Below are 23435 nucleotides of genomic sequence, written 5' to 3'. Positions count from 1 at the left end.
CCAGATGACTTTGTAAGTCAGTGACCTCACTTAAGGTAATGGGCTGAATCGTGCAGCACTCCCTTAAGAGGTATAGCGTACTGCGATTGATGTACATCAATAAGCACCAGACAGGTGATTCGCCGCTGTCGGACTGTCCTGCACGAAACATTACGCTGGTGGTAAAAACAAAACGGCGAGCCTATGCTCGCCGTTTACATGCCCGACTCGCCGATTAGGGCTGAGCGACAAAACCTACAGCGTCATAAACCTTTTTCAGGGTTTCCTGCGCCTGAGCACGGGCTTTCTGCGCACCGTCACGCATCACCTGCTCCAGCAGCGCTTCATCGTTACGGAAGCGATGATAGCGTTCCTGCAGATCAGTCAGCATACCGGACACCGCATCAGCTACTGCGCCTTTCAGATGCCCGTACATTTTGCCTTCAAACTCCTGCTCCAGCGCCGTTACGGGCTTGCCGGTCACGCCTGACAGAATGTCCAGCAGGTTTGATACGCCCGCCTTCTCTTTAATGTCATAGCGAATGACAGGTGGCTCTTCCGAGTCGGTCATCGCGCGCTTGATTTTTTTGACCACGGATTTTGGATCTTCCAGCAGGCCGATAACGTTATTGCGGTTATCGTCCGACTTAGACATCTTTTTCGTCGGTTCCAGCAGGGACATCACGCGTGCGCCAGATTTAGGAATGAACGGCTCGGGCACTTTAAAGATATCGCCATACAACGCGTTAAACCGGCTCGCAATGTCGCGACTCAGTTCAAGGTGCTGTTTCTGGTCTTCACCCACTGGCACCTGCGTCGTCTGATAAAGCAAAATGTCTGCAGCCATTAGCACCGGATAGCTGAACAATCCCGCGTTGATGTTTTCTTCATAGCGCGAGGATTTGTCTTTAAACTGCGTCATACGGTTCAGCTCACCAAAATAGGTGTAGCAGTTCAGGATCCAACTGAGCTGCGTGTGCTCGGGCACATGGGACTGAACGAAGATAGTGCTTTTCTCGGGATCGATACCACAGGCCAGATACAGCGCCAGCGTATCTAAGGTGGCTTTACGCAGTGCTGCCGGGTCCTGGCGAACGGTGATCGCGTGCAGGTCGACGATACAGTAAATGCAGTGGAAATCATCCTGCATCTGCACCCACTGACGCAGCGCACCCATATAGTTGCCAATGGTCAGTTCGCCGGACGGCTGTGCGCCGCTGAAAACGATGGGTTTGCTCATGCTTATGTCCTGATAAATTACCGCCCGATAGCGGGCAAAAGTTCGTCAAAAGAGTCAAGGGTGAGATCGGGTTGGCTGGTCGCAATAGGCTCGCCGTAGTTATAGCCAAAGGTCATACCAATATTGGGAACACCAGCCGACTGCGCAGCCAAAATATCGTTGCGCGAATCCCCGACAAACAGCAACTGCGCGGGCAGCAGGCCAAATTTACCCAGCACCAAAAAAATGGCCGCAGGATGCGGTTTTTTCGCTACGACGTCATCACCGCCAATAATCAGCGAAAACGCGTCATCAATCCCCAAAGACTTCAGCAGCGGGGCGACAAACGGCGTAGGCTTATTGGTCACAATCGCCATCGGTATCCCCTGCGCCTGCAGGGTTGCCAGCGTTTCCTTAACCTGAGGAAACAGCGTGCTGCCGGCTTCCACGGTACTGGCATAGTGCTTGTCAAAGAGCACTCGCGCATCACGCTGCTCATCCTGCTGTGGCTCACGCCCCAGCGCCCAGGTCAGCGCGCGGGCCATCATGATATCCGCACCGTTACCAATCCAGGTGGACACGCGCGCCACGCCAGCAGCCGGTAAACGCAGATCCGCAAGCGTCAGATCGATTGCGTCAGCCAGGCCCGGCGCGCTGTCGACCAGCGTACCATCCAGATCGAACGCCAGTGCGCGTATATCAGTGAAATGAGCCATTGGCTTTCTCCAGCTCGTTTCGCATGTCATCGATTACTTTTTTATAGTCCGGATGGCCAAAGATGGCTGAACCGGCCACAAACATATCCGCGCCTGCTGCGGCGATCTGGCCAATATTATCAATCTTCACGCCGCCGTCCACTTCCAGACGAATGCTGTAGCCGCTCTGATCGATGCGCTTACGCGCTTCACGTAGCTTATCCAGGGTGCCGGGAATAAATGACTGCCCGCCGAAGCCAGGGTTCACCGACATCAGCAGAATGATATCCAGCTTATCCATCACGTAGTCAAGATAGCTGAGCGGCGTGGCGGGATTGAAGACCAGGCCGGCTTTGCAACCGTGCTCTTTGATCAACTGCAGCGTACGGTCAACATGCTCGCTGGCTTCCGGGTGGAAAGTAATGTAGGTGGCACCGGCTTTGGCAAACTCGGGAATTAACGCATCCACGGGCTTCACCATTAAATGCACATCGATTGGGGCCGTAATACCGTAATCGCGCAACGCTTTCAGTACCATCGGTCCCATGGTCAGATTGGGAACATAGTGGTTGTCCATAACGTCGAAGTGAACCACGTCGCCTCCGGCCGCCAGTGCTTTCGCAGTGTCTTCACCCAGGCGAGCAAAGTCTGCCGAAAGGATGGAAGGGGCCAGCAAATATTGTTTCATCCGATTCTCCACTGTTGTGCGCCAGCATCGCTGCTGGCGAAATACCCTGGCCGCGGACGAAACAGACTAGCGATAGAGTGCCAGCAGTTCGTCGACCTTGGTGCGGCCGGTTATGCTTCGGCTAATAGAACGCCGGACTTTAACCACATGTAACACGGCATCCTGATACCAGCAACGCGTCAGCTCAGTATCATGATTAGAAATCAGTACCGGAATCTGGCTCTCAGACGCCAGCTTAGCCGCCAGCTGTGCCAGATGCTGCTGTTCATGCAGACTGAAACTATTGGTGTGGTAAGCCGTAAAGTTAGCCGTCGCGGACAGTGGCGCGTACGGCGGATCACAATATACCACAGAGCCTTTCCGGGCATTGTTCAGGGTAACATCGTATGATTCACAGACAAACGTTGCTTTCTGCGCACGTTCGGCAAACCACAGTAACTCTGCTTCCGGAAAGTATGGTTTGCGGTAGCGACCAAAAGGGACGTTGAACTCGCCGCGTAAATTGTAGCGACACAGGCCGTTGTAACAATGGCGATTAAGATAGAGAAATAGCAGCGCACGCTGATAAGCGTCCTGGCTGAGATTAAATTCAGTGCGGAGCTGGTAATAGCAGGCTTCGTTATTCCCTTCAGGCGTAAAGAGTAAACGCGCATCGCGGATAAAATCTGCCGTACGCGTTTTCACGATGTTGTAGAGATTGATGAGATCGTTGTTGATATCGGCCAGATGATAGCGATCAAAATCGGTGTTGAGAAACACTGAGCCAGCGCCAACAAAGGGTTCGATCAGGCAATCACCTTGCGGCAGGTAACGGTGGATCTCTTCGACTAAGGGAAACTTTCCCCCCGCCCATTTCAAAAAAGCGCGATTTTTTTTCATGCTGTCGTGGTAATTACATCTTATTGTGAGGCTGTGGTTAAACCGACAGCAGATCTGCGCTTAAAACGGGACCGGCAACGGCCGGTCCCACATCATTTATTGGCTGGCTTCTTTCCTGACCTGACTGACCGGTTTTACCCATGGGTTCTGTGCGCGGACGGCGGCAGGCAAGGTTGCTACAGCGCGTTTTGCGTCCGCGGGCGTTGCATACGCACCACTCACCAGCACGTACCAGGGTTGGCCATTGCGCGTCGTCTTATACACATGGTACGCGCTCAGATTCTGTTTCCTGGCCCATGCATTCAGGCTTTCTGCTTTGGAGGCACCGCTCAGCTGCAGAGTGTAATTGCCGCCAGGCAGCGATTTACTCGCCGCTGCGCCGCTGCCAGTGGCTTTAGCTGGCGCAGTATGCGCGGCAGTGTGCGCTGGCGTGGTGTGGGTTTTATGTTCGCTGGCTGCGGGCTTAGTCGCGGTTTTGACCGGTTGCTCACGCATGTGACGTGGGGCGACCGCGGTCTGACCTGAAGGCGCCCGGCCTGTTGTTGCTGGCGCTGAACCGGCTTTGCCGCTAACCGTGGCAGGCGCCGTAGGCAGTGAGCTGCTGTTTTCTGCTCCCTGCACCGCGCCATCAACCTGCTGCTGTTGATTGGTCAGGGCGTTGTTGAGATCGCCGGGTAACGTTACGCGCTGCTGATTTGCTGGGGTTTCAACGGGCGCTGCCTGCGTCGGCGTTGAAGCAACCGGCGGCATAGAAATATCGCGTGGCGCATTTGTCGCTCCGGCAGAAGAATCCGTACCCGGTGCATTCTGCGCTGTCGAAGAGGACGGCTGAGTCCCTGCGGCATTTTGTCCACCGCTCATGGCGGTAGATCCACTCAGATCAATATTTTTTTCGCTGCCCGTTCCCGCGGCTCCGCTGGCAGGCGCGTTCTTATTATCGCTGGCCGAAGAGGACTTACTGTCGTCAGAACCGTTGAGCGCAGAACCGATTCCCAGCACTAACAGCAGTAACACCAGAATCCCGACGCCCATCATGACATGCTGGCGCGATACCGGTGCTTTCGTCGCAGAAGACGATTTACGTGGGCGCGAGGGACGACGGTCGCTGGCGTCAGGTTTTAACTCATCATCCGGTTTGAACTCATCCATTTTGCCTCCTCCGTAAAGCGGCATCCCGCACTGCGCACCTGCGCGCCGCGTCACCACTTACCTGCTTAATATCAAGATTTCTGGCAATCATTAATTGCAGCCATCACCATATCATGAGCCACGCCACCGCGCACTTCAGCGCGACCAATGGACAGCGGCAGTATCAGACGCAATTCACCGGCCAGCACTTTTTTGTCACGCATCATATGCGGCAAATAGTCCTCTGCCTGCATCTCTACTGGCCCGTTCACCGGTAAACCGGCCCGCTGCAGTAAAGCAATGATGCGATCGGTGTCCTGTGCGCTGAACTGGCCCAGACGTTGCGCCGTGCGCGCCGCCATGACCATCCCGGCAGCAATCGCCTCACCATGTAACCAGTTGCCGTAGCCCATATGGGCCTCAATGGCATGACCAAAAGTATGACCCAGATTCAGTAATGCGCGCTGACCGTGCTCGTGCTCATCTGCGGCAACGACCTCCGCCTTCAACTCGCAGCAGCGGCGAATACACCAGGCCAGTGCAGATTCATCCAGTGCCAGAAGCCCATCAAGATTCTGCTCAAGCCACTGAAAGAATTCACCGTCCAGGATAATGCCATACTTGATGACTTCAGCCAGACCGGAAGCCAGTTCACGTGGCGGCAGTGAACGAAGACACAACGTATCGATCACCACCGAGGCGGGCTGATAAAACGCGCCGATCATGTTTTTGCCAAGAGGATGGTTAACGGCCGTTTTGCCGCCAACCGATGAGTCAACCTGCGACAGCAGCGTTGTCGGTACCTGAATAAAGCGCACGCCGCGCTGATAGCTTGCCGCAGCAAACCCCGTAAGATCGCCAATGACACCACCGCCAAGCGCCACCAGCGTAGTATCACGGCCGTGGGGTTTTTGCAGTAGTGCGGTAAAGACCTGATCCATCACGGTCAGCGTTTTATACTGCTCACCGTCGGGCAAAATCACCTGATCCGTTTTCACCCCCGCCGCCTTCAGCAGAGCCGATACCTTATCCAGGTAGAGCGGTGCCAGCGTCTGGTTGGTCACCAGCATGGCATTGTCACCCGCTTTTAACGGCCAAAAAGAAGCCGGATCGTTAAACAGTCCGGCGGCGATAGTGATGGGGTAACTACGTTCCCCCAGTGAAACGGTGATCTTCTCCATGATGCTCGATACCTGTCAAAGAGCCTTCAAACGTTGGATCAACTTTTTTCCAACATGTGGATAATCTGATTCGCCACCACTTTTGCACTTTGATCGTCAGTGCGGATAGTGACGTCGGCGATCTCTTCATAAAGCGGGTTACGTTCACCTGCCAGCGCTTCAAGCACTTCACGCGGCGGTGATTCTACCTGCAGTAAGGGGCGTTTTTTATCACGCTGTGTACGTGCCAGTTGTTTCTCAATAGTGGTTTCAAGATACACCACGACGCCGCGAGCGGAGAGACGATTACGTGTTTCCCGGGATTTTACGGAGCCACCGCCGGTCGCCAGGACGATGCCCTGCTTCTCGGTCAGTTCATTGATGATTTTTTCTTCACGATCGCGGAAGCCAGCTTCGCCTTCAACGTCAAAAACCCAGCCCACATCCGCTCCGGTGCGTCGCTCAATTTCCTGATCGGAATCGAAGAACTCCATATTGAGTTGCTGAGCCAACTGACGGCCAATAGTGCTTTTGCCGGCACCCATCGGCCCAACCAGAAAGATATTGCGTTTCTCTGCCATTTTGTCGGTATTACTAAGAATTCGTTAATGATACCCCGCTTTCAGCATTTTGCTGGCGGGACAGGAACTGAGACCTCATGAGCGTTAGCAAGAGTCAGACGAAAAATTATCTCAACACTCAAGGCTGTTTGGCAACCGATTATATTGCTTACAGCACATCCATTTCTGAATTGGCCCGTCGTTCGCGAAACTGTAATGCGTCAGTACAGCGTTGTGACATCACGGCGAGCAGAGGAATTCTTTCATCTGCTTGCCTGGTTTTTCCAACAAAGACGCTTACAACGTGTTAAAAATCGCTAAACCTTGTAAGCTAATTCCAGCCCTGCGTCAACGCAGTTGGACTTTATGGGCACATTTTCCGTTTTATCGTGCCGAAAGCGCTGCTTCCCTGACCAATCGCGGCGTCATGAAAATGACCAGCTCACGTTTTCTCTGCTCTTCTGCATGCTGCCGAAACAGGCTGCCCACAACAGGAAGATTACCGAGCAGCGGAACCTGGCGCTGCCCGCGAGTGCGCTGCTGATGAAAAATTCCCCCCAGCGCCAGCGTTTGCCCGTCACTGACCGTGACCTGAGTTTCAATTTCCTGCTTATCAATGGACAAAACCTGTGAATCGCCGGTCTGAACCGCCCGACCCGGCACGTTCTGACTGATGCGTATTTTGAGCTGAATGCGGCCATTGCCTAAAACGGCAGGCGTGACCTCCATGCCCAGCACCGCCTCTTTGAACTCAATGCTGGTCGCTCCGCTATTGCCGGCAGAGACTTCATAAGGGATTTCAGTGCCTTGCTTAATGGATGCCGTTTGTTGGTGGGAGGTAAACAAGCGCGGGCTGGCGATAATTTCCACCTGATTTTCCTGCTCCAGAGCGCTGAGTTCTAAATCCAGAAGTTTGCCGCCAATCCGCGACAGCGTGACGCCCACAGACACGTCGTGGGAATTCAGCCCCAATGGAATATCAAGTAAAGGATGACGTAATGCACGATTTATGACGTCGCCTTCGTTATACAGCCGCCAGTTGACGCCCAGTTCATGCAAGTGCTCTTCGCTGATGGTGACGATATGCGCCGCCAGTTCCACCTGCTCCAGCGGGACATCCAGTGCACGTATCCAGCGCGCAGTCTCCTCAAGCGCCGACGGGCTGTCGCGCAGCAGTAGGCTGTTGGTCCGGCTGTCAACCGTTGCACTGCCGCGCGCGGTCATCAGCGATGGCCGTTCACTCTGCAGGCTGCGATGGACGTCGCTGGCACTGGCATAGTGCAGGGGGATCCTGCGTTGTTGGAGCGGCTGTTGCTGTAAAGCTTCGGCCTGTTGTGCCTTTTCGGCCTCATGCCGTTGCTGCTGCCAGCTCTCAGGATAAACCAGCAGAACGTTCTCCTCTTCCAGTAAGGTCAGGCGAGCCATACGGCCGACCAGCGACAGCGCCTGTTGCCAGGGTACATTCTCCAGCCGCAATGACAGTCTTCCCTCAACCTCAGGCGAAATCATCAGGTTAATGTGCTGATAATCAGCCAGCGCCTGCAAAACACGTTCAACAGGTGCATCATCAAATGCCAGGCTTAAGCCGTCATCGTGGCTGGCGTGAGCGGGCATCAGGCATAGCACCAGCCACGTCAGAATCGCTGTCCTTATCATGCAGGCTTCCTTTGAGACGAAAGGTGAAACGTTGAGATGAACAACTGCCCGGTACTGACAGCTCAAGGGTACGCGACGTGAACTGCACGGTTTGCCACGGCCCCATCGGGAAAGGGCGATCGCTGAGAACTTTCACGCCATGACCCTGCGGCGTCACCAGCCAGCCCTGAAACCTCGGCGCACGACCCACAATGCCCTGTAAGCGCCATTCGCTGAGCGGCTCAACGTCTGCCAGACAAGCCGTACCGGGAAGAGGACGAAAAGGATCGCGCGCATGAACGGCGCCGCAGCAGAGCAATACCAGGATGACGCTAACGGGCTTCATCGGATTGCAGCCAGAGTTGCGCGACCAGATGCGCCGGATGTGCGGTGAGTTGAAAACGCCCCGGAAATGCCGTCGCTGATTGCGACAACGCTGAAAACAGCGGTTGAAACTGCACCCATTGCAGGTGGAACGTCAGCACCCGCGGCTCTTCATCAGTAAGCCACTGCATTAACTGCGTCCCCCGCTCCGCGATGATGGCCTCCAGCATGCGTGGCGCTGCAGGTTGTCTTGCCGTTTCCAGCACCAACTGAGCCTGTAATGTCGCAATGTCAGGATGCTGAGCCAGCTGAAACTGCCGCTGTTGCACCCGCTGCTGCTGCTGCGCCAACTGAAACCGGGCTTCGTGCGTTACCCGCCGCTGCGGCTGCAACAGCATCCACCAGGCAACAAAGAACAGCCCAAAGGCTGCCGCAAGCAGGCTGAGATAGCGAAGCGGCCAGGTTAACTGTAACCAGTGCTGCATAGCGTTACTCACTGACTTCCTCCTTGAGTGTAATGCGCAGCGTGAAGTGGTAATCCCCTTCTGGCTGGCGCTGCACATTGCCCTGCCGAATATGTGCAAAAAAAGCCACGCCCGTTAAGCGCTGACGAAAATGGCGGATAGCCTGCATTTGCAGTGCCCTGCCCTCCAGCAGCAACTGCGCATCGTGCTTTTCCAGCCGCGTTAACCACAGCCCATCGGGCAGCATGACCGGCAGGTCCTGCCAAAGCTGCTGCCAGACGCTGAATTGCCTGGACTGCTGACGAAGCCAGATACGCTGTTGCTGCAACCCGTCCAGCTGTTGCAGCAGATGTTTTTGCTGCTCTGCTCGCGCAACAAGGCGCTCAAGAACAGGACTGAGTTGAGCATGCTGCCGCCGGACATGAATGAGAGCCTGATGTTCCTGCCAGTACAACAGGAGCACCGCCAGCGTTAAGAGCAGTAATGTCAGGCCCAGCGCGATAATGCTCTGGCACCGTTGACGCTGCCAGCGCCACGCCCGCCAGGGTAAAAGATTAACCGCCACCATCAGCGATCCTCCTTTCGCAGCGCCAGCCCGGTTGCCAGCGCGAACGCACCGGGATTGTCAGGTAAAGGCGGCTGATAGCGAAGTGGCTGGAAGGGTGAAAAAGGACGCGTACCCTCAGGAGACGAGAGGTTGTCGGCATCGCAATAAAACAGGTGGCTTGCCTGCGGAAAGGCCTGCTCACGCAGAGCCGATAACCCGTCCACTTCAGCCAAAGATGCTGCACTGATGCCGTCACTCCACAGGTAACGTGCATCCTGTCGTAAAACCACTACACTTCCCGCTGCTAATTGCGCCTGCTCAGTCACCATTTTTAGCGCATGCGTAGCCAGTTCAAACACGCGGGGCTTGAGTCCTGCCTGCGTCAGCGGGGCCAGCCACTGTTGCACCACATCAAGCCGGGCTGCCGTAATACACAGCTGGTTATGGGTGGGATCGAGACGGTAATCCAGCGCCAGTTCGCGCACGTCAACGGGAAAAAGGCGTTGGGCCGCCGCCTGGATGAAACGGCTTAATGCGGGTTCTTTTAACGGCAGTTCGGGAAGGGAAAGCGGCTGCTGCAATACCAGCTGGGCAGGCAGGCCCACACGCAGTGAGTAGCGCAGAGGCAAGCGCTTGCGCCAGCGGGTTAACACGGTCAGCAATTCAGGGGAAGATTGCAGCACGCCGTTTCTTAACGTATCTTGCGCCAGCCGCTGCTGCCACCAGTGGCATAACTGCCAGCCCTGGCGGCGACGCAGGATGGCAATGGCGCAGCACTGCCTGTTCTGGATATCCAGCCCAATTTGCCAGGTGTGCAAAGTCATGCGCGCGATCTCCTTATCGTCCAGAAAAATGGACATATCAAAGCGTCTGGCTTGCCTTTATACTACTGCGCGGTTGCTTATAAACTGCCCAAACGACAACAGATGGGAAATCTCAGGTGAAGTTCGTAAAGTATTTATTGATCCTTGCAGTGTGTTGCATCTTGCTGGGAGCTGGCTCGATTTATGGTTTGTACAAATACATTGAGCCACAGCTGCCCGACGTTAACACGCTGAAAGATGTGCGTTTGCAAACCCCTATGCAGGTTTACAGCGCTGAGGGCGATCTTATCGCTCAGTACGGTGAAATGCGCCGTATACCGCTTAGCCTGCAACAGGTTCCGCCTGAAATGGTCAAAGCGTTCATTGCCACGGAAGACAGCCGCTTCTATGAGCATCACGGTGTGGATCCCATCGGGATTTTTCGTGCTGCCAGCGTTGCGCTGGTGTCAGGTCATGCCTCTCAGGGTGCCAGTACGATTACCCAGCAGCTGGCGCGTAACTTTTTCCTGAGTCCGGAACGCTCCCTGATGCGTAAGATAAAGGAAGCCTTCCTGGCGATTCGCATCGAGCAGTTGCTGAATAAAGACGAAATTCTTGAGCTGTATCTGAATAAAATCTATCTCGGCTATCGGGCTTACGGCGTGGGCGCAGCCTCACAGGTTTATTTTGGTAAGCCTGTCAATGAGCTGTCATTAAGTGAAATGGCGACCATCGCAGGCCTGCCTAAAGCGCCTTCGACGTTTAACCCGCTTTATTCGCACAGCCGTGCGGTAGCACGCCGCAACGTCGTCCTTGCCCGCATGCTGGATCAGCACTACATCACCCAGCAACAGTACGATGAAGCACGTAATACGCCTTTAGTGTCCACTTATCATGGGCCTAAAATCGTCTTCGCTGCGCCTTATCTGAGTGAGATGGTGCGTCAGGAGATGGTAAAACGTTATGGCAACAACGCCTATACCGATGGCTACAAGGTTTATACCACCGTCACACGTCGTCTGCAGCAGTCCGCGCAGGAGGCCGTTCGGAATAACGTGATGGCCTACGATATGCGCCACGGCTACCGCGGCCCTACCAGCGTGCTGTGGAAAGTTGGCGAGCCCGCGTGGGGACAGGCGCAAATTGTTAAGGCGTTAAAAGACCTGCCGTTATACGGCCCGCTTCACCCGGCCGTGGTCACACATGTCCAGAGCGATGAAGCCACCGTTATGATGAAAGATGGCAGCAACGTCTCGCTGACCATGGCAGGCGTGCGCTGGGCGCGTGCCTTTAAGTCGGACACGGCGCAGGGGCCAACCCCTAAGAGCATTACTCAGGTTCTGCAGCCGGGCCAGCAGGTTTGGGTGCGCCAGGTCGGTGAGACATGGTGGCTGGGCCAGGTGCCGGATGTTAACTCGGCACTGGTTTCGCTGGATCCTGCCAACGGTGCCGTGCGTGCACTGGTGGGCGGTTTTGACTTTAACCAAAGCATGTTTAACCGCGCCACCCAGGCCCTGCGCCAGGTCGGTTCGAACATCAAACCGTTCCTCTACACGGCCGCGATGGATCGGGGATTAACCCTGGCATCCATTCTTAATGACGTTCCTATTTCCCGCTGGGATGCGGGTGCCGGGGCTGACTGGCGTCCGAAGAACTCCCCGCCGACCTACGATGGTCCGATTCGTCTGCGTCAGGGCCTTGGCCAGTCGAAAAACGTGGTGATGGTGCGTGCGATGCGTGCGATGGGCGTGGACTATGCTGCAGAGTACCTACAGCGCTTTGGCTTCCCGGCTCAGAATATTGTGCATACCGAATCGCTGGCCCTTGGTGCAGCCTCGTTTACGCCTCTGCAGGTCGTGCGCGGCTACTCGGTTATGGCGAATGGCGGTTTCCTGATTGATCCTTACTTCATCAGCAAGATTGAAAATGAGCAGGGACAAACCGTTTTCGAAGAAAAACCGAGAATTGCCTGTCCACAGTGCAACCTGCCCGTGATTTACGGTGAAACCAAAAAAGCGTTGGCGCTGAACGCCGAAAGCGTTGAGAACGTTGCGCCTTCCGCTCAGCAGCAAAACCAGACGGTGCCGCAGCCTGAGCTGGAGCAGGTACCTGCACAGCCACAGTCAGGTGGCGAACAGCTGTATGCGCCACATGTGATTAATACACCGCTGTCATTCCTGATTAAGAGCGCGCTGAACAGTAACATTTTTGGCGAACCGGGCTGGATGGGAACAGGCTGGCGTGCCGGCCGCGACCTGAAACGTAATGACATTGGTGGTAAAACGGGGACAACCAACAGTTCCAAAGATGCCTGGTTCTCGGGGTACGGGCCTGGCGTGGTGACCTCGGTGTGGATTGGTTTTGACGATGCGCGCCGCGATCTGGGCCGCAGTACGCTTTCCGGCGCCATTCCCGATCAGATCTCGGGTTACGAGGGCGGCGCGAAGAGTGCACAGCCTGCCTGGGATGACTTCATGAAGGTTGCCCTGGAGGGCGTTCCTGTGCAGCCGCTGACGCCACCAGAGGGGATTGTGACGGTTACTATCGATCGCAGCACCGGCAAACTGGCCAACGGCGGGGGCAATACGCGCCAAGAATACTTTATCAATGGTACTCAGCCAACCGAGTATTCGGTACATGATGCAGGGACAACCATCATGGATAATGGCGAGAGCCACGAACTGTTTTAATCTTCAGGGGCGGCGCAAGTCGCCCCTGCTCACCGAAAACCGCTTTTACGGCCCATCAATAACTGATACGTCCCTGCTTCACCAGCCACTCACGCACCATAAACAATGCGCTGACGTTACGTGCCTCGCGAAAATCAGGCTCCTGCAGCAAAGCCAGCAGATTGCTCAACGGCCAGTGATGGACGACCAGCGGTTCAGGCTCATCGCCTTCCAGCTTCTCCTGATAAAGCCCTTCCGCCACCACAATATTCATCTTGCTGGAAAAGTAGGACGGCGCCAGGGTCAGTTTGCCCAGGGTGGTCAGTTGACCCGCACCAAATCCCGCTTCTTCTTTAAGTTCCCGATCGGCAGCCTGATTTACGGTTTCACCCGGATCAATTAAGCCTTTTGGAAAGCCCAGTTCGTAGCTCTCCAGGCCCACCGCGTACTCTTCAATCAGCACCAGGTGATCGTCAATAATCGGCACGATCATCACCGCTTCACGTTCCGAGGGCTTCATGCGCTCGTAGATACGCCGTGCGCCATTACTAAAGGCCAGATCTACCGCTTCAACAGTAAACAATCGTGACTTCGCCACGGTTTCTACATTGAGGATGTCCGGTTTTTTTAACGACTTTCTCATATCAGCCTCAAACTTGCTGCGCCAGCACTCAGGAACGAATTAGCATACCTAACCCTCCGCCATTGTGCGACTCTCAAGGCGCACGCGAAGCGTATGTTGTTTTTCTACGATAACATTGGTTTCTCAGGTACAAAAAATTTGTGTTAGTCAATATCTCACGTCAAAATTCAGACAATGCCGATACAATAACCTGTGCACTGTGGTTACTATTCTGGCAATGTGTGATGTAATAACGCCTAATTAAATGATTTACATTACTATTTCGTTTATTGTTAAACTTGTCAGCGTTGTTTAACCTCCCATAAGTCGTCTTAACTATCCGGCGCATCTGGGGATAATAAGTTTAAAGTGAAGGCAGTATTTTGGCTGAATTGAGCAAAGCATGAGCACAATAATTATTATATTGGCCGTAGTGCTAACCTGTTCAATTCTGGCAGGTATTGGATTTTGGTACGCTATGCGGCGCAGGCCGCCGTTGGCGAAACCGCTGCCATTCATTAGTCCGCCCTGCCGTAAACTCTCTGAGCGGGAGCGCAAGGCGGTTGAACAATACCTTGCCGCACTGGAAAAACAGCCCCGTATCCTCAGCCCGGGTGAAACCCGTCGTCGTCATGAAAAACTGGTGCTCACGGCACAAAGCAACAACGTTTACCCTGTTACGCGGGCGATAACTCGTTATGGCCTTTCCACGGACGATCCGCATAAGTGGCGCTACTACCTCGATGAAGTCGAAGTGCATTTGCCGCCGCTGTGGGAACAGTATATTACGGACGAAAACTACGTTGAGTTAATCCGCACCCAGTCGATCCCCTTGATCATCTCTTTGAACGGGCATTCTCTGGTGGATTACGCTATCGATCAGCAGTCGCTACCCAATCTGATACGTCCGTCCTCCACCAACGCCTCGATCCGTAAAGCCGAAAGTGAAAACGTCGAGCTGGTACGAGTACGCAAAGAAACGCTGGAAGAATACCGACTGTCTCGTCCCGATGGTACGCGCGAAGCCGTAATTATCTCATTTGCCCTGCTGCTGTTTTTTATTGGTTTGCTGCTGCCCGCGAGCCTGATGATCTGGCTGTCCGTCCTTGCTGGCATGATGATTGTCGCCAGCCTGTGGCTGATGTATCGCGTACCGGGTGAAAATGGCCTGCGCGAAATTCACTGCCTGCGCGGGGCCCCTAAGCGCTGGGGCCTGTTTGGGGAGTCAAATCAGGAGCAGAGCAACATTACGCTGGGGATCATCGATCTGGCTTATCCTGCACACTGGCAGCCTTACGTCGCGCACGATCTTGGTCAGGTAACGGATGTCGATATTTATCTGAATCGTCAGGTAGTACGCCAGGGGCGCTTCCTTTCCCTTCAGGACGAGGTAAGGAATTTTCCGCTACAGCGCTGGCGGAAAAATGTTGTTCTTGCCGTTGGCTCGCTGATTGTTCTGGCCTTATTGATCACCTGGATCCCCCTCAGTATGCCCATTAAACTCAGTCTGGCATGGGCTAAAGGGACGGAGAGCCTGGATGTGAATAGCGTAAACCAACTGAGTCGTGAAGATCTTAAAGTAGGCGACAGCCTTAAGGTCACCGGAACCGGTATGTGTGCGGTACCGGATAACTACCAAAGCAACCGCACCTATACTTATATGCCGTTCGATTGCTCGCAAATTTACTGGAATAACGCCACACCGCTGCCGCTGCCCCACTCAGATATTATTGAGAAAGCCTCGGCGTTGCTGGACACCACCACCAGGCAGCTCCATCCTGAAACGAACACCGACCCCAAACTGAACCCACAGTTAGCGTCGGCGATTCAGAAATCAGGCATGATTCTGCTGGATGACTTTTCGGACCTCGTGTTAAAAACGCAGGCGCTTTGCAATCAGGCACAGGACTGTATGCGACTCAAAAATGCGCTGGTCAATCTGGGGAATGCCAAAGACTGGGACACCTTAGTCAGCCGTGCCGATTCTGGCCAGCTAAACGGGATGAATGTCCTGTTGCGTCCGGTCAGTGCGGAGGCGCTGGAAAACCTGGTGCACACGGCAACCTCTACCTTCTTCTTCCGCGAAACGCGCCGCGCCGCAGAGAACCTGAACAGCCCACCGCCAGGCGGGTTTGTTATCGCCAGTGATGAAGGGCATCAGCTCGTCAATCAGCCTCAGCCCGCCGTTCCTCTGTTTGATCTGGATGCGGGTTCGCAGTGGCAAGAGCTGCAGCGTCTGTCCTCCTTGTTGCTGCACACACCGTTTAGCGCTACAGGCATCATTACCGGCATTTATACCGATGCCAACGGCACGCGTCATATCGCCCTGCACAATGAGCCTGACGCCATGGCAAAATGGCGCTATCTGGGCGCCGCACTGTTGCTTATCGTGTTGCTGACCTGCGCCATTACCAACGGTCTGCTGGCACTGCGGCGCATCCATCTTAACCGCCAGCGAATGCTTGCTATCCAGCAGTATTACGATAAGTGCTTTAATCCCTCGCTTAACACTATACAGGGCGTGCGCTCCATATTCTGAGCCACCTGCAACTGTGCTACCCTGTTGCGCTGACAAGCAACGGGTGAATTGCCATGATGTTCAACGGGTCCGACATTGACACCGTGCTGCTCGATATGGACGGCACGCTGCTTGATTTGGCGTTTGACCGCTTTTTCTGGCTGGAGCATGTCCCCGACATCCTGAGCACCCAACGCGGCATCCCTGCTGCTCAGGCCCGGCTGATTATTGAAGAAAAATATCAGGCCGTAGCGCATACGCTAAACTGGTATTGTCTGGATTACTGGTCACAGGCGTTGCAGTTGGACATTCATGCCATGACCTGGGAACAACGTCACCGGGTCAGTATCCGCGCGGATACGCTGCCTTTTCTACAGGCACTGCGTCGCGCGGGTAAGCGCACCATCCTGCTGACCAATGCGCATCCCTGGAATCTGGATGTGAAACTCAAACAGACAGCTTTAGCACCACACCTTGATTTATTGCTTTCCACCCATACCTTTGGCTATCCGAAAGAAGATCAGCGTTTGTGGCAGGCGGTTGAGCAGCACACTGGCTTTGATGCATCGCGGACATTGTTCATCGATGACAGCGAAATCATCCTCGATGCCGCCAAATCATGGGGAATCGGCTGGTGCCTGGGCGTCAGTAATCCTGACTCTGGCCGTCCTGAACAACACTTTCAGCGTCACTGTGCGATCAGCGACTACCGCACACTGATTCCGTTCTGGGAGCTGCAATGAAAGAGAAACCCGACGAAGGCGTTCGTCTTGATAAATGGCTTTGGGCGGCACGGTTCTACAAAACCCGCTCGATTGCGCGCGAAATGATTGAAGGTGGCAAGGTTCATTACAATGGTCAGCGGAGTAAACCCAGTAAACTGGTCGAACGGGATGCTGAGTTAACCCTGCGTCAGGGCAATGAGGAGCGAACGGTCGTCATTGCCAAAATCAGCGAGCAGCGGCGCCCCGCCAGTGAAGCACAGCTGCTTTACCGCGAAACCGAAGCCAGTATTGAAAAACGTGAAAAAGTGGCTCTGGCACGCAAGATGAATGCGCTGACCATGCCCCATCCCGATCGCCGGCCCGATAAGAAAGAACGCCGCGATTTGATGAAGTTTAAGTTATCGGGCGATGAGTAAACCGGCTACTGAGCCGGTTATCGTCCGCCAAAAGAGAGAAAAACTATGTCTGTACAAGATCAACTGCGCCGCTATTTGTTTGAAAATGCTGCCGTCCGCGGCGAACTGGTTAATGTTTCAAACACCTGGCACGCTATCCTTAAAAATCACGACTACCCGCCAGCCGTACAAACGCTGCTGGGGGAGTTACTGGTGGCAACCAGCTTGCTGACTGCCACGCTTAAATTTGACGGTGAAATTACCGTGCAGCTTCAAGGCGATGGCCCCCTGACCTTAGCCGTGATCAATGGTAATAATCAGCAGGAGTTACGTGGCATCGCCCGCATGAAAGGTGACATTCCTGACGACAGCACGCTCAAAAGCATGGTGGGTAACGGCTATCTGGTTATCACCATCACGCCTGAAAAGGGCGAGCGTTATCAGGGCGTGGTAGGACTGGAAGGTGACACGCTGAGCGACTGTCTGGAAGACTACTTTATGCGCTCCGAGCAATTGCCGACCCGACTGTTTATCCGCACCAGCGACGCAGGCGCAGCCGGGATTCTGCTGCAGGTCCTACCGGCTCAGGACACGAGTAAAGATGACTTTGAGCATCTGGCGACGCTGACAGAAACCATTAAAACCGAAGAGCTGATTGATTTGCCTGCAACCGATGTCCTGTGGCGGCTTTATCACCAGGAAGAGGTGACCGTTTACGATCCGCAGCCGGTTGTTTATAAATGCACATGTTCACGCGAACGCTGTAGCGAAGTGCTGAAAACCCTGCCGCAGGAAGAAGTTGACGAGATCATTGCAGAAGATGGCAAAATCGATATGAACTGCGACTATTGTGGATCGCATTACGTATTCGATGCGGTAGACATTGCCGGGATCCGCAGCAACTCCGTTGAGAACAGCAATCGACTTCACTGATCGGACCAGGGCGGTTATGCCGCCCTGCCTGCCTCACTGCTATGCCATTAATTTACTTAGCAAATTATCTTTTTTTACTTTCATAACATCTTAAAAACGTTCGAAACATATCCTTAACGCGCCCTAAGTCTCATTTTTAACGAACAAGCCTTTCTCGCCTGGCACAGTAGCGTAAACTGCGCGCGATCGCGTCTCCGCCCCTCACTCTGTGGCATTTTAAGGACGCGATCCCAAACTCTCTTTGCCCTACAGAACAGACACCGATTTAAGGAGCAGTAAAATGCGCGTTAACGGCCTGACCTCGAAAGCCCTTGCCGATCTGGGCATCACCGATACCACTGAGGTGGTTCATAACCCTGATTACGCTACGCTATTTCAGGAAGAGATGCGTCCGGAGCTCGAAGGTTTTGAGCGTGGCACCCTGACGCAGAGCGGCGCAATCGCCGTTGATACCGGGATTTTTACCGGGCGCTCGCCCAAGGATAAGTACATTGTGCGTGATGACACCACGCGCGATACGCTGTGGTGGAACGATCAAGGAACCGGAAAGAACGATAATCAGCCCCTGTCCCAGGAAACCTGGCAGGCGCTGAAAAAATGCGTGACCCGGCAGCTCTCAGGGAAGCGTCTGTTCGTTATTGATGCCTTCTGCGGGGCTAACCCGGATTCACGCCTGAGCGTGCGTTTTGTTACCGAGGTTGCCTGGCAGGCGCATTTCGTCAAAAACATGTTCATTCAACCGAGCGCGGCTGAGCTGGATAACTTCACGCCCGATTTTGTAGTGATGAATGGGGCTAAATGCACCAACCCTGACTGGCAGGCACAAGGGCTGCATTCCGAGAACTTTGTTGCCTTTAACCTGACCGAACGTATGCAGCTGATTGGCGGCACATGGTACGGCGGAGAAATGAAGAAGGGGCTGTTCGCGGTGATGAACTATCTGCTGCCGCTGAAGGGCATTGCCTCTATGCACTGCTCCGCCAACGTGGGTAAAGCAGGCGATGTCGCGGTATTCTTTGGACTGTCCGGCACGGGTAAAACCACGCTTTCTACCGATCCGGACCGCCAGTTAATCGGTGACGACGAACACGGCTGGGACGATGACGGCGTGTTCAACTTTGAAGGCGGCTGTTACGCGAAAACGATTAACCTTTCTGAACAGGCTGAGCCGGAAATCTATCGCGCCATTCGTCGTAACGCCTTACTGGAAAACGTCGTGGTACGTGAAGACGGCAGCATCGATTTTGCTGACGGCAGCAAAACCGAAAACACCCGTGTGTCCTATCCGATTAACCATATCGACAATATTGTTCAGCCGGTTTCCAAAGCAGGCCATGCGAAGAAAGTCATTTTCCTGACCGCCGACGCCTTTGGCGTGCTGCCGCCCGTCTCCAGACTGACGCCAGAGCAGACTCAGTATCATTTCCTGTCGGGCTTTACAGCGAAGCTGGCAGGCACGGAGCGCGGAGTAACGGCGCCAACGCCAACCTTCTCAGCCTGTTTTGGCGCAGCCTTCCTGACGCTGCATCCTACACAGTATGCAGAAGTGTTGGTGAAACGCATGGAAGCGGCGGGCGCGCAGGCTTATCTGGTTAATACGGGCTGGAACGGCAGTGGCAAGCGTATCTCACTGAAAAATACCCGTGCCATCATCAACGCCATTCTGGCCGGTGAACTGGACGATGCGCCAACGGAAACGCTGCCGGTATTTAACCTGCAGGTGCCAAAAACGTTGGGCGATCTGGATGCCGAAACGCTCGACCCACGTCGTACCTGGGAAAGCGAAGAGAAGTGGCACGCGGCGGCAGATGATTTAGCCCAGCGCTTTATCACTAACTTTGAAAAATATACCGATAATGCGGCCGGTGCCGCGTTGGTAAAAGCAGGTCCTCAGCGTTAATCACAGCGGCGCGGCTTAACAGGCCGCGCCGCTGCTGTTTAACTCAGTGCAAGGTTGCTGTTGTTGGCGCCCGACTCCGGGCTTTCCGCTAAGGGTAACCAGGCACGGATACGTAATCCGCCGCGTTCACTGTCACCGATCTCTAGCGAACCCTGATGCGCATCAATAATGCGCTGGACGATCGCCAGCCCAAGGCCCGTGCCGCTGGTGCTACGTGCGCTGTCACCGCGCACAAATGGCTGAAAGAGATGCGCCAGCTGATCCGGCTTAATGCCGGGACCGTCATCTTCAACCTGGAACCAGGCCCTATGCAGCTCGCGTCCGCTGCTGACTTTGATCCAGCCGTTGCCGTAACGCGCCGCGTTCACCACCAGGTTAGCCAGGGCGCGCTTAATCGAAAGGGGATTAATCTCCAGCATGAGCTCTTCTGCCATGACGGCGTTTTCAATTTCACGTTCATAACCGCTTTCTGCGGCCACTACTTCGCCCAGCACGCTGTTAAGATCGGCCAGCTCAGTCTGCATCTCCTGCCCGGTGCGCAGGTAATCGATGAACTGCTCGATGATGGCATTGCACTCTTCGATGTCTTTGTTAATCGACTCTGCCAGGTAGCCATCCTGTTCATTCATCATTTCCGTCGCGAGCCGGATGCGCGTCAAAGGGGTGCGTAAATCGTGGCTGACGCCCGCCATCAACAAAGTGCGGTCATCGGCAAGCTGCTTAACGCCCGCCGCCATTTGGTTAAACGCGCGCGTCACCGAACGCACCTCTGACGCACCGTATTCACGTAATGGTGGGGGAATAATGCCCTTGCCCACCTGTAATGCGGCATGTTCTAAATCGACTAACGGGCGGTTCTGGATGCGGATAAAAAGCCATGCGCCGCCTATCGCCAGCAACATTATCGCCAGGGTATAGCGGAACAGCGGCGAGAAATCACCCTGATGAATTTCCGTTAACGGCACCCGTACCCAAATGTCGGGCGATAGCCAGGTTTTGAGCCAGACAACAGGGGAGTTTTTGTTGACCTCGACGCGAACGTCTGTCGGGCCGCCAAGCTGCTGGCCCATCTGATCGCTAAGGAATTTGTAGTGCTGCGCCCAGCGCAGTCCGCTCTCCTCTGCCGCCGCATTGGTATAAAGCGAAATACCCAGTTCACGATAAATTTCGCGACGAAAAGCGGGCGGCACTTCCAGCTGCGTACCATCTTCCAGTTGTAAACGGTCGGTCATCAGCATACGCACTTCGTAGGCGAGGACTTTATTAAACTGTTGCAGGCTGGGAAGAATGGCAAAGTTCAGCACCACCAGGTAGGTCGTTACCAGGCTGACGAACAGCAAGGTAACGATCAACAACAGGGTGCGTGCAAATGAACTTCGTGGCGAGAAGCGCAGCCGCCTCATGCTTTACTGCCGTCCGGAACAAATACATAGCCCAGGCCCCAAACGGTCTGGATGTAGCGTGGATGGGCCGGATCTTCTTCCACCATGCGTCGCAGGCGGGAAATCTGTACGTCGATAGAACGTTCCATGGCGCTGTACTCCCGACCACGGGCCAGATTCATCAGCTTATCGCGCGACAGCGGCTCACGTGGATGGCTTACCAGCGCCTTGAGAACGGCAAATTCACCGCTGGTCAACGGCATAGGTTCGTCTTCACGGAACATCTCACGCGTGCCCAGGTTAAGCTTGAACTTGCCAAAAGCGATGACCGCTTCTTCCTGAGACGGCGCACCGGGCAGTTCATTGGCCTGACGGCGCAATACCGCACGAATACGCGCCAGCAGCTCACGTGGGTTGAACGGCTTTGGAATATAGTCGTCAGCACCGATTTCCAGCCCAACGATGCGATCCACTTCTTCGCCCTTGGCGGTCACCATAATGATAGGCATCGGGTTGCTCTGACTGCGCAGGCGGCGGCAAATGGAAAGACCATCTTCGCCAGGCAGCATCAGATCAAGCACCATTAAATGGAAGGATTCGCGGGTTAACAGACGGTCCATCTGCTCGGCGTTGGCGACACTGCGCACCTGAAAGCCCTGCTCGGTAAGATAGCGCTCTAATAGTGCACGTAAACGCATATCGTCATCGACGACCAGAATCTTGTAGTTTTCTTGCATTTTTAACTCCCAAAGGCGCTATTGCCTGAGCCGATATTGTTAAAAAAAGATGCGGCACAGTGACAGTGTTTAATGGTTTATATTCTAGTCAAAATTGTTACAAAGCATATTAAACAGCAGCTTATATTTAAATTTTGGTCTGACGGCCGGGCAAGCTGCGTAATGACCACGGCGTTGAACAGAATACGGCAAATCTGAAATATTGGGTAAAATTCCGCTATTCACTGGTTTAGACGCGGCACACCGTGGCACAGCACTTGCAAATTCAAGCGCTTGCCGGAAAATTTGACTTAAATGACGTTCGTATCTGACGACGAATCCCGTATAGTCCGGTTTTTTAGACTGATAACAGCATAATATTCGGAAAAAAAACAGGTTAATACGCGACCTCTCTCGGATTAGTTTGAGAAGCCTCCCGAACAAGGCCATCTGCAGGTAAAGAGAGATAAATCAAACAGTAAAGCCCGCTTTGCGGCCCAATGGATTTCACCCACACTATAGCGACACCAACTTGCCGCTTTACGGGGAAACCATAATGAAAAAAACGATTTTACTGCTGAGCGCACTGGCTTTGGCCAGCGTCGGTCAGACTTATGCCGCAACCGCAACCGGTGAAGCCGCGGGCGCACAGGCAACGACCACCGCTCAGGGTAACTCCAACGCGATTGGTATTGGCGCAGTCGCCGCTCTGCTGGGCGTTGGACTGGCAACGGCTGGCGGCGGCGGCGGTGACGGCACCAACAGCAGCACCTCGACGACCACCTCGACCAAAGCCGGTAAGTAATTCCTGCCGCCACGGAACCGCACCGGTCTGGATATGACAGCTCCCTCCTCTGTCATCGCCGTATAAGGGTTTTTTAACAGGTAAAAAACCCTTTTCCCACCTCTTTTTCGCCACGCACGATTTGCTTTACACTGATCCTCTTTCGATTTGACCGGCTTGTACCATGAGAACCCGACTGATTACCCGAGAAGGTTTCAACACCTTAAAAGCTGAACTCGATCACCTGTGGCGTGAAGAGCGACCTGAAGTCACCAAAAAAGTGACCTGGGCCGCCAGCCTCGGCGACCGCAGCGAAAATGCGGATTATCAATACAATAAGAAACGCCTGCGTGAAATTGACCGCCGCGTGCGCTATTTGAGCAAGAGCATTGAGCAACTGCGCATTGTGGATTATTCACCCCAGCAGGATGGCAAAGTATTTTTTGGCGCCTGGGTTGAAGTCGAAAACGATGACGGCGATGTGAAGCGCTTCCGTATCGTGGGTTACGATGAGATTTTTGGCCGCAAGGATTACATCTCAATTGACTCGCCCATGGCGCGGGCGCTGTTAAAAAAGGCCGTCGGCGACGCGGCGGTAGTAGAAACGCCAGCGGGCCCGGCATGCTGGTATGTCAATGAAATTAGCTATGTTGAAGGCTGATTCAGAATATCGCTGAAAGCAGGCCGCTTCTCTGGCAATTTCAGCCATC

General features: G+C 54.3%; 23 protein-coding genes. 8 read left to right on the top strand and 15 right to left on the bottom strand.

Annotation, left to right across the window (positions count from 1 at the left end):
- Nucleotides 1–214: 214 nt before the first annotated feature.
- From trpS to pilM, 12 genes are all read right to left on the bottom strand, one after another.
- Nucleotides 215–1219, bottom strand: coding sequence for a tryptophan--tRNA ligase (trpS, locus tag P9J57_RS01910; protein ID WP_013027501.1), 1005 nt, complete (start codon nt 1217–1219; stop codon nt 215–217).
- A 17-nt stretch (nt 1220–1236) separates the two neighbouring features.
- Complete coding sequence (locus P9J57_RS01905) at nt 1237–1914, bottom strand: phosphoglycolate phosphatase (RefSeq protein WP_019106456.1); 678 nt, start codon at nt 1912–1914, stop codon at nt 1237–1239.
- Nucleotides 1898–2581 carry a ribulose-phosphate 3-epimerase gene (gene rpe, locus P9J57_RS01900; protein WP_014594778.1) on the bottom strand — a complete coding sequence of 228 codons (684 nt, stop codon included), beginning with the start codon at nt 2579–2581 and terminating at the stop codon, nt 1898–1900. The genes P9J57_RS01905 and rpe overlap by 17 nt, the downstream gene beginning before the upstream one ends.
- 66 nt (nt 2582–2647) lie before the next feature.
- On the bottom strand, nt 2648–3460 hold the full coding sequence (gene dam, locus P9J57_RS01895) for an adenine-specific DNA-methyltransferase (protein ID WP_013027504.1): 813 nt from the start codon (nt 3458–3460) through the stop codon (nt 2648–2650).
- Between the two features lie 96 nt (nt 3461–3556).
- Nucleotides 3557–4609 (bottom strand): SPOR domain-containing protein, encoded by a 1053-nt coding sequence (locus tag P9J57_RS01890; RefSeq protein WP_042677748.1) that lies wholly within the window; start codon nt 4607–4609, stop codon nt 3557–3559.
- Nucleotides 4610–4680: 71 nt separating this feature from the next.
- Nucleotides 4681–5769, bottom strand: coding sequence for a 3-dehydroquinate synthase (gene aroB, locus P9J57_RS01885; RefSeq protein WP_028724390.1), 1089 nt, complete (start codon nt 5767–5769; stop codon nt 4681–4683).
- Nucleotides 5770–5807: 38 nt separating this feature from the next.
- Nucleotides 5808–6329, bottom strand: coding sequence for a shikimate kinase AroK (gene aroK / locus P9J57_RS01880; RefSeq protein ID WP_013027507.1), 522 nt, complete (start codon nt 6327–6329; stop codon nt 5808–5810).
- Between the two features lie 363 nt (nt 6330–6692).
- Nucleotides 6693–7964 carry a DNA uptake porin HofQ gene (gene hofQ / locus P9J57_RS01875; protein WP_072006666.1) on the bottom strand — a complete coding sequence of 424 codons (1272 nt, stop codon included), beginning with the start codon at nt 7962–7964 and terminating at the stop codon, nt 6693–6695.
- Nucleotides 7897–8289 (bottom strand): HofP DNA utilization family protein, encoded by a 393-nt coding sequence (locus P9J57_RS01870; protein ID WP_014604856.1) that lies wholly within the window; start codon nt 8287–8289, stop codon nt 7897–7899. Before P9J57_RS01870 ends, hofQ begins: the two co-directional genes overlap by 68 nt.
- Nucleotides 8276–8764 (bottom strand): HofO family protein, encoded by a 489-nt coding sequence (locus tag P9J57_RS01865; RefSeq protein WP_210476314.1) that lies wholly within the window; start codon nt 8762–8764, stop codon nt 8276–8278. The genes P9J57_RS01870 and P9J57_RS01865 overlap by 14 nt, the downstream gene beginning before the upstream one ends.
- Nucleotides 8757–9299 (bottom strand): PilN domain-containing protein, encoded by a 543-nt coding sequence (locus P9J57_RS01860; protein ID WP_014594783.1) that lies wholly within the window; start codon nt 9297–9299, stop codon nt 8757–8759. Before P9J57_RS01860 ends, P9J57_RS01865 begins: the two co-directional genes overlap by 8 nt.
- Nucleotides 9299–10102, bottom strand: a complete 804-nt coding sequence (gene pilM, locus P9J57_RS01855) for a type IV pilus biogenesis protein PilM (RefSeq protein WP_145032864.1) — start codon at nt 10100–10102, stop codon at nt 9299–9301. The genes P9J57_RS01860 and pilM overlap by 1 nt, the downstream gene beginning before the upstream one ends.
- A 116-nt stretch (nt 10103–10218) precedes the next feature.
- Here pilM and mrcA point away from each other — a divergent pair, with 116 nt between their 5' ends.
- Entirely contained in the window at nt 10219–12771 is a 2553-nt protein-coding gene (gene mrcA, locus P9J57_RS01850; RefSeq protein ID WP_014604852.1) for a peptidoglycan glycosyltransferase/peptidoglycan DD-transpeptidase MrcA, read from the top strand.
- 55 nt (nt 12772–12826) lie between these two features.
- Here the strand turns inward: mrcA and nudE are convergent, their stop codons facing one another.
- Complete coding sequence (nudE, locus tag P9J57_RS01845) at nt 12827–13393, bottom strand: ADP compounds hydrolase NudE (protein ID WP_013027514.1); 567 nt, start codon at nt 13391–13393, stop codon at nt 12827–12829.
- Nucleotides 13394–13775: 382 nt separating this feature from the next.
- On the opposite strand from nudE, the gene P9J57_RS01840 reads away from it, so the two are divergent.
- From P9J57_RS01840 to pckA, 5 genes are all read left to right on the top strand, one after another.
- Entirely contained in the window at nt 13776–15911 is a 2136-nt protein-coding gene (locus P9J57_RS01840; RefSeq protein ID WP_013027515.1) for an intracellular growth attenuator family protein, read from the top strand.
- Between the two features lie 56 nt (nt 15912–15967).
- Entirely contained in the window at nt 15968–16633 is a 666-nt protein-coding gene (gene yrfG / locus P9J57_RS01835; RefSeq protein ID WP_370607164.1) for a GMP/IMP nucleotidase, read from the top strand.
- Nucleotides 16630–17031 carry a ribosome-associated heat shock protein Hsp15 gene (gene hslR, locus P9J57_RS01830; RefSeq protein WP_210476312.1) on the top strand — a complete coding sequence of 134 codons (402 nt, stop codon included), beginning with the start codon at nt 16630–16632 and terminating at the stop codon, nt 17029–17031. Before yrfG ends, hslR begins: the two co-directional genes overlap by 4 nt.
- Before the next feature lie 45 nt (nt 17032–17076).
- On the top strand, nt 17077–17943 hold the full coding sequence (gene hslO, locus P9J57_RS01825; RefSeq protein ID WP_013027518.1) for an Hsp33 family molecular chaperone HslO: 867 nt from the start codon (nt 17077–17079) through the stop codon (nt 17941–17943).
- Nucleotides 17944–18223: 280 nt separating this feature from the next.
- Nucleotides 18224–19843: a phosphoenolpyruvate carboxykinase (ATP) gene (gene pckA, locus P9J57_RS01820; protein ID WP_019106462.1), complete on the top strand. Its 1620-nt coding sequence runs from the start codon at nt 18224–18226 to the stop codon at nt 19841–19843.
- 38 nt (nt 19844–19881) lie between these two features.
- Here pckA and envZ read toward each other — a convergent pair whose 3' ends face one another.
- Both envZ and ompR read right to left on the bottom strand, forming a co-directional pair.
- Nucleotides 19882–21246, bottom strand: a complete 1365-nt coding sequence (gene envZ, locus P9J57_RS01815; protein WP_013027520.1) for a two-component system sensor histidine kinase EnvZ — start codon at nt 21244–21246, stop codon at nt 19882–19884.
- On the bottom strand, nt 21243–21962 hold the full coding sequence (ompR, locus tag P9J57_RS01810; protein WP_001157751.1) for an osmolarity response regulator transcription factor OmpR: 720 nt from the start codon (nt 21960–21962) through the stop codon (nt 21243–21245). Before ompR ends, envZ begins: the two co-directional genes overlap by 4 nt.
- A 535-nt stretch (nt 21963–22497) precedes the next feature.
- Here ompR and yjbE point away from each other — a divergent pair.
- Nucleotides 22498–22746: an exopolysaccharide production protein YjbE gene (gene yjbE, locus P9J57_RS01805; protein WP_014604850.1), complete on the top strand. Its 249-nt coding sequence runs from the start codon at nt 22498–22500 to the stop codon at nt 22744–22746.
- Nucleotides 22747–22909: 163 nt separating this feature from the next.
- Nucleotides 22910–23386: a transcription elongation factor GreB gene (gene greB, locus P9J57_RS01800; protein WP_014604849.1), complete on the top strand. Its 477-nt coding sequence runs from the start codon at nt 22910–22912 to the stop codon at nt 23384–23386.
- The last annotated feature ends 49 nt before the right edge of the window (nt 23387–23435 follow it).

It is taken from the genome of Pantoea sp. nfd-35, from assembly GCF_056892255.1.
Note: the sequence above shows the minus strand (reverse complement) of the source record. Positions and strands in the feature narration are given on the sequence as shown.